Below are 13,786 nucleotides of genomic sequence, written 5' to 3'. Positions count from 1 at the left end.
ATGAAACGCGCCCCTCGCAGCCGTCAACGCCATGATTTATATGCGAAATATCACGATTACGACAGCGAAATCAGCGACTTACTTGGAGAATGTGGGTTCTCAGCAGCGGCGGCATAATTTGAGGCTTGGAACAGGTAAGCGCCCTGCTTGTTCAGCTCTGCTATGCGGCTTTCGATAGCGCCCAAAATGTCGCGCAACTTTGCATCCACTGCGTCTCTCGGTTTGGAGAGGTCCCGGTAGCTCTCTTTTTCAAAGACCCCATCTTCAAATGCGCGTAATCTGTTCACGATTGTCTTATTGATTTCTTCTTCTGACGGAATGTCTTCTGGCGGCGTCCAATCCAGTTCATTCGGATCAGGCAATGTCCTATGAAGCGGAGTAAACGTTCCCTTTGTTTCGTCGCTCATTCTTCGTCCTCCATTCCATATTAAGCTTCAAGAGGAGTCATCGCCGAAGCTCCGGGATGTCGCTGCGATCCAATCTAAAATCAGCATTCTTCACCTTTGCCCACGTATCCGCTCGTTTTGCTACTTCAGAGAACTGTTGACCCGGAGCGATCCTATTGAACTCCAAATTTATGATGACGGCCCAATCCCAGAGCAGGTCGCGCAGACCACCTGAAATCCCTTGCCGCATCCAGATCTGTTCAAGATCGAGCCTGTCGCCAAGTCTGTCAGCGGCCACCGAAACGACGTAGGTTGCGATGTTGACCCATCCCTGGCGAAACACCTCCTTTGCTTCCTTGGTCTTGATCATGCTCTCGATTGCTTTGAAAAGAATGACCTTGGCGATCATCGTCCGATACCAACGGGCATCGAGAGGGCTCGGGACAATGGTCGGATTATCATCGAGTGCAGCCATGAAGGCAGCGAAGTTCTTCTCGCCGGCCATGGCGACCTGGTTCGGCTTGCCGCGCCACGCTTCATGGTACTTCGCGATGTCGTTCTTGGTCAGTTTGCGTTTCGGCGGGATCATCTCTTTCAGGTTTCGCCTTTTGGCAGGCGTGGTGCCTTCTCTCAGAAGCATGACATTGTAGGCGCCAGCTGCGCGCTCGTAGAACCATCGCGTTGCACCGTCAGGGCACCACGTGTCGTTCGCGAGTTTCTCAAGCTCTCGGTGGAACGGGCGGTTTGCCGACAGGTCGGACATTTTGACCGCGTTCTGACTGTTCGCATAGCGGGACACGTTGCTGATCAGTCTCTCGCGCGCTTCGTCCTGCGATCCCTTGAGGATGATGATCTTGGCCGGGACCATGACGTGGCTGAGATCGATGGTGCGATCGTCGCGGGATGAGAAGTAGATGGTCGAGGTTGTTTGGCCGCCGTTCACGATCTGCAGACCCTTCAAGAAAGACAGGCCTAGGTTGCCGTCCTCAGTTCGCTCGAAGGCCGCTTCGTCGCAGACAAGTACGAGGCCATTGTTGAACGCGAGGAAGTGCTCCGGCTCCTTTCGGAGCGTCTCAACGATGCCATTGTTCACGGATTTCTTTCGGCTGGCCCCCAAGAAGGTGCGAACATTTGCCTCCAACAATCGAGTTCCGAAACGAAGGTAAAGGTCCCGAATAAGCTGTCCCGGAATTGCCGTCAGGGCGTACTCATAGTCGGCGTCGGGATCAGGTACGTGGACACATGGCAGCGGACGACCGATCGACTGCACAAGACTCACAGAGAGTTCGTCGCGAGGTTTGCCCTCGGTGTGGCGGAACAGCCTCTCCATATCCATGGCCTCGACAGCCACCATCTTCTGGTGAACTTCCTTGTTCGAGAACCGTTTGGTCTTGGTTTTGCCGTCCGTAATTACGAAAACACGAAGTCGGTCGATTTCACCCCAGCGAGAGCGAATGGTTGCCACAAGGTCCCTGACCGGATGGGTCGGATCAATTCTTGCGTCGAGGTTGCCGCTGGCCGCACGAAAGAGAAAGCGAACGCCCTCGCTTGCAGTTGCCGTCGCATCCGAGTCCTTGAGATCGTTCAGCTCGTCGGTCCCGAAATAGTGGGTCACGAAGAGGTCGAGAGACGTTTCATCAGAACTGAGCGCATAACCGGTTATGCGGAGTGTGGCGTTTCCAACCTTGCCGCTCCAGTGGCAAACGATTGGCGACTCGCAGATCCCTGTTTCTGCGACATGCTCCATGACCATTTCCGCAAAGACGAGTTCATCCGAAGGAAATGGACCTTCGCCAGCCTCGACGCGCTCGGCGATTATGGTCTGCAGGTCAGAACGAAAGTTGCGGTGAAATTCTTCGAGGCTCATGTCAATCCAGTCCAAATTCATTGATCAACTCCGAGAGTCTGATCGAGGGAACTTCGAGCGCGTCGAGGTCGAGCACATAGGCAGCTGAGCGGATTGCAGCTGGAAGCATAGCGCGCGTGAGACGCGGCATGTCACCTTCCGCACGGACTACCCTCGCGTCCTTCAATGTCACTGTTCGCCCGTAGAGAGCCGCATGCTCGTCGAGGTATCCCATCACCATGAGCAGCGCTTCGAAGCCGCGTCGCACTCCGGCCATTCCGAACCTCTCCCGGAGTTCCGTCACGAGAGCGACGAGCGAGATCCCATCGGTGTTTTCCTCGAAGCGGAAGGCGCACAAGAAGATGGGCGCCCGGTCACCATCCAGCTGTTCGATGCTGTTGATCCGCGCGAGGAAGCTACCGGTCCGGACCGTGCTCTTCACCTCTACAGCGCCTCCCCGAATGTGGAAGTCCTGCGCCGCCCGCAGCGGTCCCTGCCAGCAGTTGAGAGCGTCCGCCCCAATCGAAGTGTCCGCCAGCAATCTGAGCATCCAGAGTTCGCCAAGCAGGCCGATCTGCGCGTCGGACGAAAGAGGGCGGTGCGTTCGAGCCATGAAAGCCTGCCACTCCCTGACCCGCTCGAGGAAGGCCTCCATGACGTCGCGACCCGCACCGCTGGCTGCAGTCTCCAGCGCTCTCAAGACATCCACGACCATGATGGCGAAGATGTCGGGCGAGCCCTCCGGCCGCCTGACGAGAGAAATCGCCGTCTTGCCTGTGAATACGGATTGACCCTCGATGCGGGAGACGTCGAAGCCCTTGCCTTCAGGAAGCCTAGCCGGATTCACCGGCCACGATCCTGGAAAGGAGACGATCAACGCCTCCCGTCCGAGGGGGAAGTGACACCCAGCTTCGACCGAGACAGCGCCCATATCGGTGAGATGCACAAAGCGCCAGTCTTCCGCCCCTTCCTGTCGTGCGAGCGCTCGCCAGGCGCGTGCAATCCCATCTTCAGTCCACCCAGTCATTGAGGCCTCCCCAAAGTACGCTGTTGGCGATGTACCTCGAATTGGAGACTCTTCTCTCGGAGTTGCTTGATGGAAAACTGATTGCCCATGCGACGACGGGATCGGCATCCTTTAGCTCTTCTACCTCGGCACCCTCGGGATCGAGCAGATAGAGCATCAGGAGACCACGCTCCCGGCGCGCCCGGACGCCTGCTTCGGTGTCTCCTTCCCCGAGAACGTGACGGATCTGCGGACCTCTCGGCTCTGAAGGAGGCTCCTTGCCCTCGTTACGATCGGTATCGTTGCGCCAAGTTTTCTGGCTGAGGCCGAGCGCAGCCTTCCATTCTGCTTCCGTCAGATCGATGGCCTGATCGCGAGGCGAGATCAGGGTCTTGATAGAATATCGATCCGCATGTTCTGTCGTTCTCCTCCGCTTCAGCATGTTGACCGAAGAGCCGCCGACCTTTCGGTACTTGTCGTCCGGGCCCGTGTCCTTTCCGATCAGCGCAACGGTCCAGCTCGTGAGCTCGCTATCCTTGTTCATCTCCTCGATGAAGTCCGCAATCAGCGGACTCATGATCCGGAAACTGGCAGGGTGGGTTCTGTAATCCCGCAGGAACGAGATGACGCTCAGGGCTTGTACAGCTCGCCAAAGGTGACCGTTCCACTTCTGACCTTGTGGAACGAAATGCTGATCATTCAGATCCGTCGATGGACCGAGAGCGTTGATGAACCGATCCGCGGCCTTGAAGTTCGCCGTGATGTCGTCCTTGCGGTTGGGGAAAACGATGGTTTGCAGAAGGTCTCCCGAATAGGTCAGCTGCATCGCTCGAGCGTTTCTCATTTTGGCCCGAGAGGTCACCGTCAGTACTGAATGCGATTTCACCCGCAGACCGAACTGTTTTGGCGTGGCGCCGGCCGCGACCATGTTGTCGAATTCCTGGCGCAACTCTTCGGCAGCATCGGCGATATGGCCGAACCACTCCACCATTTCCTGCGATGTGTAGAGGCGGCAGACATCGAGGTAGCCGTCGCGGTAGCCGAACCAGCGCCCCATCTGCATGAGCGTGTCATACATGCGCGCGGTCCGAAGGAAGTAGCTTGTGCAGAGACCCTCCAGCGTCAGACCGCGCGCCAGCTTGTCGCCGCCGATGGCAATCACCTTGAGGCCGGTGCCATCATTTTCGGCGTAGTCGAGTGCGTCCTTGGCCGTGCCATTTATCTCGCGGACACGAATGTCGGACAGCACATCGGGGAGGACGACGCGAATGTCGGCCCACGAGAAGTCCTCCAGCGCTTCGCCTTCGACGAGGGCGGAACGGATACGCTGCATCCCTGGCAGAAAGGTTTCCTCATACTCCGTGCGCATGGACGCCTCGAGGTCTGCAAGCTCGATGCCGCGGGTGTAGCGGCTCTTCAGATCCCGCACGTACTCCGCGACCTGGTTGACGACGGCGCTCTGCACCGAGGTGAAGCGGGTAACGTGGATGAGCATCGATGAGTGCTTGCTGCCTTGTCCGCGCAGTTTCCTCACGGCACAGGCATAGACGAATGAGCGGATCGCTTCTGCGAGCGAGTCCGGCACACGGTCCTCCCCCTGCCATCGCGGCCGATAGCCGTTCTTGTGTCGTGGCGGCATCCAAGGCTGGAACTCATCGTCCGACAGCGGGCGCACCAGAGGCAGGCCGTCCGGAGTGCTGGAAGCAGATCCAAAGACACGACCTGGCCCGACATAATTCGATGGTGCCGCAAGGCTGGTGATGAAGGCAGCGGGGAAGAGGTCCGGTCCGTACTCCTGAGTTTCCCCTCGGTCATGAATGAAGATGTTCGCAAACGGTGTCGCCGTGTAGCCGACATAAGCCTTTCGCGAGAAATGGTGAAGGATCGACCGGATCAACCTGTTGATCGTCTTGGGTTCATGGTCGAGATCCGGATTGCCGAACTCGTCCACCACATCTTCACCGGTGTCGACAGATCCGTGATCGGACTCGTCGTCAATCACCATGAGAGGCAGGTTGGTGACGAGTTTGCGACCCGTTTCGGGGTCGACGTGATTGGCGACACGGTTGCGGATCCAGTGCAGCAGGCGCTCGAGCACCGTCTTGTTCTTCTTGACCACGAACAACCACGGTCGCTGTTCCGGGCTGATGTTCATCTTCGCCGCAACAGCCGTATTGAAATCGCCCTTGTCGCTCCGATTCGTTGCGGCGTTGGGACGGACCGACCTGTCCTTGTCGATCAGCCCCACGCCTACTGCTGGGAGCTCGTCAGCATCCGCAATGGTGGCAAAGCCGAGGAACCCCTCGTCCAGTCGGATCTGGGTCTGTGATCGAAGGTTATTGTGCAGGCCAGCCAGAACGATGATGATCTTGTAACCGGAGTCAGCAGCCTTGCAGATCAGTCCGGTGTAATTGCCTGTCTTTCCCGACTGAACGTGGCCGACGACAAGTCCGCGTCGATCCCAAGCGCCTTCCCGGGTAGGGTCCTCGAGTTGTGCAAGGACTTCGTCAGTGGCGACGTCAAGGGCGTCGAGGGCCGTCCAAGGGATGCGCGCTTCCATGTATTCCGAGTAGCGCTGCCAATAGGTCCAGCCCTTCTTCCTTTCTGCATCAAGCCAGGCGACATGGTCCTCACCGCTCGACAGGGTGGCGTTCTCGCCCACGGTGCGGCTTGAACGGCGGATCAGTTCGTCAACGAGCGCGTCCCGATCAACAAGGGCGAAATCGTCTTCCATCATGATCGACAGCTTGGTCAGCTCCTTCTCGATCATTTCCGGAGTGACAGGGCTCTGAGCGCGTTCCGCAGCAAGGCGAAGCATGTTCTGGGCCATGGAAAGGATTGAATCGAAGGCCTTCTGGTTTGAAATCGTCATTGCGCGTCTTTCGCTTCAAGGGCTGCAACCAGGTCGAGGTGCCGGTCGAATGGGGGCGTGCGACCGAGCCGCTCGCGCGCCTCGGTCGGGCTGAGCCCGCGGAACTTCACCAGTGCTTCAAACATCGAGGACAGGGTCTCCATCACCTCGTTCTCGGCCGCTCCGGTGAAACCAGTTCTCGGCGTCTCCCTGTCTTCCGCAGTATCCAGCCAGATGCGCTGCACGGGCACTGTCTCTTCGATCAGCCTCAGGAGAGCGCGGATGTCGGGCTTGAGAGGGCCGGCGCGATCGAGGATCGAGGCGACAAGATCATGGTCGAGAGCAATCCGGTAAGACGTTCCTTGTGCCGAACGCCGAACTTGCCAGGCTTCAGCGACGGCGTTCGGGCGCGCGCCTGAGGCCGGGGTCACGTGTCCCCGGTGGGCAAAGACCCGCCGCGCCGTGTCGCGTGTTTCTTTTGCGAGACGATGAAGCTGGGATCGCAGGCGCACCGGGGGGCTGGCCGTCGATTTCAGGACATTGATCTTCCATTCGGCATCCGCGCTGTTCGGTATGTCGAGCCGGATACGAGCGAGCCTGTGAGCCTCATCGCGCAGCCATGGTTTGCCGCCATCGCCGAGGCCAAGCCAACCCCCAGCGAGAAGGAGACGCTTGTTGCGGTAGACGTAGAAACCCTCTTGCTGTGTCCATCCTCCGGGCCCCGCCGCGACTTCCTGTTCGACAGGCTTGAGCATGTCGCGATGCGGAAGGACGTGGCATTGCACGGTCACACCGGTGGTGTGGAGTATTCGATACTCAGGGCTTTCGAGCGCCTTGCCAGGATGACCGATGAGGTACGGGTCCCAAGGCTTCACTCCTCTGCCATTAAGAGCCAAGCGCAGCATGGGCAGTTGGCCGTCGAGAAGCCGATGAAAGGTCATAGCAAGATGCGCTTCCACGCGATCCGCGAGCTCGATCATGTCGGTGGCTGCGAAGCCATCAGTCACGATACGGTCCAGTTTCTCCCACAATACGACGGTGCCATGGGCCATCTGGTCCAGCGGCTCAAACAGATGCTCTGATCCCGGAGCCGGCCCCTCGAAGAGCGGCCATTCGGCCCCGGGTTCCTGATCGATGAGATCAAGGTCCCAGCGCAGGCAGACGACTGCTCCACCTTTCTTCCGACTGGCGACGGTCAGGCGACAAGCCTGAGAGAAGCTGGCTGTCTTTAGGCCCAGCCCGAAGCGCCCGAGGTCAGTGGCGGCGCGTTCCGCCCTCGGATCGCGAGCGCCAAGGCGCATGCCTGCCTCCAGAGCCGCGTCGTCCATGCCGTCACCGTCATCAACGATCCTTACCCAGCTCTCTGGACCGGCCCACTCAAGATGGACGGCGACGTCGCGCGCATTTGCGGCGATGGAATTGTCGATCAGATCGGCAAGTGCGGTGGGAGTCGCGTAGCCGAGACCACGAAGGGACTCGAGCATCGAACCGGCATGAGGAGGAGCATTTCTTACACCCATCCCGTCACATCCCCAGCAGTTCCTGGAGCCGACGCTTGCGACCCGGATGGGAAAGTCGATCGAGGCCTTTCGCTTCGATCTGACGAATGCGCTCGCGCGTCACGCCGTAGATCTGACCGATTTCCTCGAGGGTCATGTCGGAATCGCGCCCGATACCAAAGCGCATCCGGATCACATCAGCCTGACGTTCCGGCAGATAAGCCAGTGCGTCTGTCACGATACTTTCGGTTTCTGCTTGGTCGAAGACATCCACTTCTGGAGGTTCGGGCAGCAGATTGTCCCAGTCGTCGAGGCTTGCGGGATATTCGGCTTCACGCGGGATGCCGCGAAACTGTCTGACCTCGTCGATTGCCCATTCCAGCTCTTCGGCGAGATCAAGGTCGGAAACGGCACCACCGACCCAAACGTCCAGCCTGTCGAGGGCGCGATCAAGCTTGGTGACCTTCTCGTTCCGATGCACCGGGATGCGGATCGCCGCGCCTTCATCAGCGCGCCATCGCATGATGGCCTGTCGCATCCAGTAAGTGGCGTAGATGAGGAAGCGATAACCACGTTCGGGGTCAAACCGCCTTGTGGAACGCTGCAGACCCATGAACGCGACCTGAAAGACGTCCTCTGGATCCTCGCCTTCCTCCACGTTTCGCGAGGCAAACCGCCGGACGTAAGGCAGGTGCTCGCGGATAAGGTGTTCGGTAGCGGATTCGGAGATCAGGATTTCGGCTTCCAGCTGACTGGCCTCGGCTTGGCACGCTGGGAACTGCTCCAGTCTGCGGACCAACTCCTTTTGGAATGCCATAGAGAGATCCAATGCCTCGAGCGCACCAAGTGCCTCTCTTCGTCGTTTGCCGTCCATTACCCGGCCAGTAGTGTGCCACGACCTAAGGGTGTCCGCGGCGGCCATTACTTCGGACGTCTCCGCATGGCCCGGTCGCGAGGGAATAATGGTTCTCAGGGAGACCGAGCCAGGGTCTCGCGAACCGTCGCGGATGCGGTCCATGACGTCGAGGATCGTTTCGACGGCGGTCTCGGAGGCCAGAATGCCCAGCTGGAGTTCCTGCTTGGCCCGCATCATGGGCTCCAGCAGTTGCAGCTCTTCTGATTTGTCCATGACGAAGCGCTGTGTGCCGGGAAGCCGCGTCCGACGCGTAAGGGCTGCCTCTATCGCGTCAGCAAGGTCATCGGACGATGTGTCTGAGACGGCGTCCCAGATGTCGGCATGATGCCCCGTCGCCTGAGCGAGATCGAAGCCAGCCGTTTCCATGTTGCGCTGAAGATTGATGCGCAGTTCCTCGAGATCACCATTCCCTTCGCAATGGGCAACCAGGCGGTCGATATCGTCGAGTGAGCACCGACCCTTTGCCAGAATCTCTTCTGCCCAAGTGAAGCAGAGCTCCGGGTCGATCGACATCCGCGTGCCAGTCTGGACGACAGCGCGTTTGACCGATTGTCGGCCGCGGTTCCGGACTTTCAGGAAGTCGTTCTCTGCAGCATGATCGGCCGTCACCGCGGCGTTGGAGCCGATGCCTTCTCCGGCAATCGGCGCAGCTGAAAGGTCGAGATCCCAATCCCCGTCCTCGTTGTCCGAAACCACGGGTGACGGACTGACGAGCGCTACGAATATCCCCGATGCCGCATCGCCCGCGGACTGATCGAAGAATTCCTCTGGTTCTGCCTCAGCTTCGAAAATCAGAAGGCTATCGAGGTCGTCGGCCCTGTCGGCTGGCTCCGTCTCCTGAAACACAGGGACACGATGCTCCGGAATTCTATCGGGCGCGGTGAGATTCTCGACCACAAGTGAAACCTCGCGCTCGCCAACATTCTCGGTTTCCGCCTCCGGAGACCCCGCAACAAGCGAAGACAGAAGCTGCCCGGCGAGGCCGTGACCTTCGGCAAATGCCACATCCGCAGGTGTCTGTCGGTCGTGGTTCAGTGCGCCGGGGTCGGCACCTGACCGAATGAAGAGATCGCAAACGGCAAGATTCCCTATGCGCGCCGCAAGGTGGAGGGGCGTGTCCCCCTTCAGGTCGGCGGCGTAGAGGCGAGAAGATGCCGCAAATTCTGCAAGCCTCTCGAGCTTCCCTTCGGCGATCAGCCGGATCTCGAACGGCCCAAGAACATTGCTTTCCGGTTCGCTCGTAGCCTGGTCGCGACCGCCGAGGCTGCGGGACAGTCTATCCATGATCTTCATGAATGACCTCCCTGTTGAGAAGCACGATCTGCTGGTCCTGCGGCTTCCTCGCGCCGGGATCAGTATCAAGCCCGAGACGCCTGAGCGCGTAGTACAGGAGCGCGCGCCGGACCTTGATCTTCGCCTTGCCGCCATGCATCCCGTAGTCGAGCGCGATGACCTTGGCCTGGGTTTCGGAAAGGGCGGGGTGGGGCCCGATTTCCAGTGTGGCTTCAGTATTCCAGTCGCGGTCGTCCTTCGCGGACACACCGCTTTCACGACACTCTCCAGTATCGAGCATTCGCGAGAGCAGGAAGTCCTTGAAGGCTTCGTCGGTCAGGCAGAACGCCCGTGTGTGCCAGCGGAACCCGTCGAATCCGATGGCGTGCGGAGAGATCCAGCGCCAGCGTGGCTCCGGATTAGACAGGGACTGGTACTTAACCTCGATCGCCTCGGAGCGACGGATGGCGCCGACCACGGAGCGGAGCGTCACCGGATTGACGCCGCGCGCCGGGGTCGGGGCTGAGGCGTAGGGTGGGAGATCGGCGATCCAAGAGTCCTCGCGGTCGAGGATCCCATCCGCTACCGACCGAAGCTGGGCGAGGTACCGGCTTGCGTCGGGTTCGAGGAACCGGGGCTTGAACTGGGGGCCACGGACGTAGGTGCGCGCGCTCTTGTCGTAGACCATGTTGTCGGGCGCAAAGCCGGTGTACCGGTTCAGGTCAGTGGACGCCTGGTTCACCGAGACCCCGAACTGGTCCATCAGGTCGCTTCGGTTCACATGTCCCTCCCAGAACAGGCGGAACTCTATGAACTCGAGACGCTGCTCGACTCCCCAGCGAAGTTCAGACCTCTCGCTGTCCACCGCGGCCTCCCAGCCCCCTGATGCGCATGGTAACTATGCGCGCCCATTTTCTGGGTTGTCGTGAGGCTAGCCACGGGATGATGATCTGGCAATGGAAATGCTTCTCCTTGCAGCATCAATCGCGATCTAAGCGAACAGCGGCCATAAAGGGCTTGGGCAGAGGAGAAGCACACAGTAGCCCCAGCCAGAGCTGACGGGGGGATCGCCAAGCGGATCTTCAAGCTCGTCGACTGCCGGAAACAGATCGCCTTGGCCCGCAAAGGATTTAGCAGCATCCAGTCCGGTTTGACGATCAAGCTCAACCAACCGTGACTCTACCCACTGCAGCATCCGGCCCAAATCCGAGTCGACGGCTAGGCTGGCTTCCTGCGGCAGGCCGGAGATCCATTCGCGGATTTCGCGGGCCTCCCGACGCAGCTCAATGATCTGCCGGAGGTGAGAGAGTCGCGTCTCCTCGCGTTTGAGGCGGGCCTGTGCGAGCTGTCGCCGGTGCTGTAGGATTTTCCACTGCCTCTCGCGCTCCTCACGCTCCTCGCGGCGCACGCGAATGGTCTCTAGAATGAGCTCTATGCCGGCGACTATTTCGGGGACCATCCGTTCCACGCGTTGCGTCTTGCCGTCACCCCACGTCTTCCGCAGGCCGTCCGCCCACGCATCGATCGAGAACACGAGTTCGCCGGTCCACGCAGTCACATAGTCCGGCCAGGGTGGACTGCTGCCGAACGAAATGCTGTCCCAATCGTTGCGCCGAACGGACCGTGCCTGTTTCTCCTTCCTCTTATCCTCCCGAGCGATTTCTTCTGGGGTCGGTACGTATTTCAGCCTTTTCGTTCGTTCGAGCAGGGTGAAGCTGATCTTGTCCGCGCCCTTCTGAACGGACATCTTCCCTCCGTCCGCTGTCAGGCTCAGCCCGACCTCGTCGAGCGTCCGCGCCAACGCGTCGAGGAAGAAGCAAGCACGTTCGGCGGACGCAGCGCTGACGATCACGCCACACTGGCCTGGTGCCGTGGCACTGAGGACGCCCTCCTTGTCCGGCTTCCTGGTCCGAAGGAACTTCACCGTTTTCGCCACCGAGGCGTGTGGGTTTTCTACCAGAGGCATTGGGGATTCTGGCGTCGCTTTGATGGTAGCAGCCCGGACTTCCCGCTCAGCCTTTCGCTTGCGGGCAAGTTCGGCGACGCCGTCAGGAAGAGCTGAGGTGGCCCCGCGAATGCTTACCCGATCGAGGCTTCGATCCCTAAGGTCGAGGAACGGCGGCACTTTCGGTTGTTCTCCGGCAGCAACCTTGGCCCAGTACCCCCGGGGCGGTACGGGAATACGATGACGACTGCAGACCTTCGCGAGCCCCCGATCCGATATCCCGAAGTCCTGTGCAAGCGCTGTCATCGGTTTGCTCCAGACAAGGTCGTAGAGGTCCCGACGACTAAGTATCTGTGAAGGCGACAATTCTTGAACTCTCCGCAATACAGCTTCGCGCGGAAGCAATATCCCGCAGCGCCATTTTAGCTGTCATCGCCACCCGAGTGAAACCTGGAGAAGGTTGGATATCAGGCCCATCCCCTCCGCCACTTGCCCTCGCGAAAGCGTTCTCCCGATCCGGCGGAGGCCGGATTTTTCCGTTGTTTTCGGGGGTTATGCGGGTTGGGCTGAGCACTGGCAGTGGCGCAAGCAGGTCTGGAAGCGGTCTCTCGGGGCCGGTATTCTCCGGACCTCTCGACTGCGCCTATTCTGTGTAGCGCCCGTAACCGTGGGAAAACATAAGGATACTTCCTCGCACAGGCTAAACACTTCGACGCCAGTGGCATGATTGACAAGGTACTGGGATCGGACATAACTCCGCTGCGCTTGACCTGCCACTGAACTTTCATCCAGCCGCGACCGGAGCCGGTAGCTGATCTACGCCTTTTGGCGCGGGTTGAGCAATCGCCCGGCGCGCGGAACCCTCATCGCGTGCAGCGGGTCGGGCGATTGCGGTTGTCAGGTTCAGGGCAAAACCTGCGGGGGTCTGGTAGCCGAGGGCCGAGTGGGGCCGCGCAGTGTTGTAGTCGGTAACCCAGGCCGTAATCAGATCGCGGGCATGGGCGAGGTTGCGAAACAGCGTCTCGTTCAAGAACTCGTCCCGCATCCTGCCGTTGAAGCTTTCGACAAAGCCGTTCTGCATCGGCTTGCCAGGCGCGATGTAGTGCCATTCGATCCTGTGCTCGGCGCACCACTTCAGGATCGCGTTCGAGGTTAGTTCGGTCCTGTTGTCAGACACGATCATCCCCGGCTTGCCGCGGCGTTCGATCAAGGCGGTCAACTCCCGCGCCACGCGGCGGCCCGAGATGGACGTGTCCGGGATTGCCGCAAGGCACTCGCTCGTCACGTCGTCCACCACGTTCAGTACCCGAAAGCGCCGCCCGCAAGCGAACTGGTCATGCACGAAATCCAGCGACCAGCGCGCATTGGCCCGCGCCTCGATCAGGATCGGGGCCCTTTTGCCGGCTGCCTTGCGGCGCGCCTTTCGTTTGCGCACGGTCAGCCCTTCCTGTCGGTAGAGCCGGTAGATGCGGTTGATCCCCGTCGGCTGCTCCCCCTCGCGCCGGAGCAGCACGAAGAGCCGCCGGTAGCCGAACCTGCGCCGCTCATTGGCCAGATCCCGCGATCGACCCCGCAGCGCCGTATCCGGGGCGCGCTGCGACCGATAGCGCACCATCTTCCGGTCCGCCCCGGCAATCTGGCACGCCCGCCGTTCCGACAGCCCGAGATGGGCCTTCAGATGCGCGACAGCCTCGCGCTTCACGGTATCGCCATGGCCTTGAACCAGTGGCGGCACATGGCTCTACGTCACCATTTTTTTGACAAGAGCTCCTTCATCGCCGCCATGTCGAGCATCTGCTCCGCCAGCAACTTCTTCAGCTTGGCGTTCTCGTCCTCCAGCGCCTTCAGCCGATTGGCTTCGGACACCGTCATCCCGGAATACTTCGCCTTCCAGGCGTAGAACGTGCCCTCCGACATCCCATGCTTGCGGCACAGGTCAGCACACTTCGCCCCGTTCCGCATGGCCCTCGAACCAATGGCAGGCTCATGCCTCACCATGCTCCTGCAAGATGCCAATGATCTGCTCTTTCGTCAGTCGTGCCTTCTTCATCGTCCGTCCTCTCCA

At 60.0% G+C, this 13,786-nt stretch carries 8 protein-coding genes and 1 pseudogene; all 9 read right to left on the bottom strand.

The genetic code is table 11. The features are described 5' to 3' along the window. Positions 1–56: 56 nt before the first annotated feature. A complete protein-coding gene (locus C0V75_RS22785; protein ID WP_143710454.1) occupies positions 57–407 on the bottom strand; it encodes a hypothetical protein in 351 nt (116 codons plus the stop codon). A 37-nt stretch (positions 408–444) separates the two neighbouring features. Then, positions 445–2,253: an AIPR family protein gene (locus tag C0V75_RS18595; RefSeq protein ID WP_101922452.1), complete on the bottom strand. Its 1,809-nt coding sequence runs from the start codon at positions 2,251–2,253 to the stop codon at positions 445–447. Between the two features lies 1 nt (position 2,254). Further along, the gene (locus C0V75_RS18590; protein ID WP_101922451.1) at positions 2,255–3,259 is read right to left on the bottom strand and encodes a PD-(D/E)XK motif protein; all 1,005 of its coding nucleotides are present in this window, start codon (positions 3,257–3,259) and stop codon (positions 2,255–2,257) included. Further along, the gene (locus C0V75_RS18585) at positions 3,243–6,110 is read right to left on the bottom strand and encodes a Z1 domain-containing protein (protein ID WP_101922450.1); all 2,868 of its coding nucleotides are present in this window, start codon (positions 6,108–6,110) and stop codon (positions 3,243–3,245) included. The genes C0V75_RS18590 and C0V75_RS18585 overlap by 17 nt, the downstream gene beginning before the upstream one ends. After that, entirely contained in the window at positions 6,107–7,573 is a 1,467-nt protein-coding gene (locus C0V75_RS18580; protein WP_254216524.1) for an ATP-binding protein, read from the bottom strand. Before C0V75_RS18580 ends, C0V75_RS18585 begins: the two co-directional genes overlap by 4 nt. A 40-nt stretch (positions 7,574–7,613) precedes the next feature. Then, a complete protein-coding gene (locus tag C0V75_RS18575) occupies positions 7,614–9,797 on the bottom strand; it encodes a sigma-70 family RNA polymerase sigma factor (RefSeq protein ID WP_173861097.1) in 2,184 nt (727 codons plus the stop codon). Continuing rightward, entirely contained in the window at positions 9,781–10,641 is an 861-nt protein-coding gene (locus tag C0V75_RS18570) for a WYL domain-containing protein (RefSeq protein ID WP_143710453.1), read from the bottom strand. The genes C0V75_RS18575 and C0V75_RS18570 overlap by 17 nt, the downstream gene beginning before the upstream one ends. 126 nt (positions 10,642–10,767) lie before the next feature. Beyond that, positions 10,768–12,027 carry a hypothetical protein gene (locus tag C0V75_RS18565; RefSeq protein WP_254216523.1) on the bottom strand — a complete coding sequence of 420 codons (1,260 nt, stop codon included), beginning with the start codon at positions 12,025–12,027 and terminating at the stop codon, positions 10,768–10,770. A 478-nt stretch (positions 12,028–12,505) separates the two neighbouring features. After that, a pseudogene (locus C0V75_RS18560) lies at positions 12,506–13,771 on the bottom strand (IS3 family transposase). Between the last annotated feature and the right edge of the window lie 15 nt (positions 13,772–13,786).

Source organism: Tabrizicola sp. TH137 (assembly GCF_002855575.1).
Lineage (GTDB): Bacteria > Pseudomonadota > Alphaproteobacteria > Rhodobacterales > Rhodobacteraceae > Paragemmobacter.
This window is presented reverse-complemented; position numbering and strand designations above follow the sequence as displayed.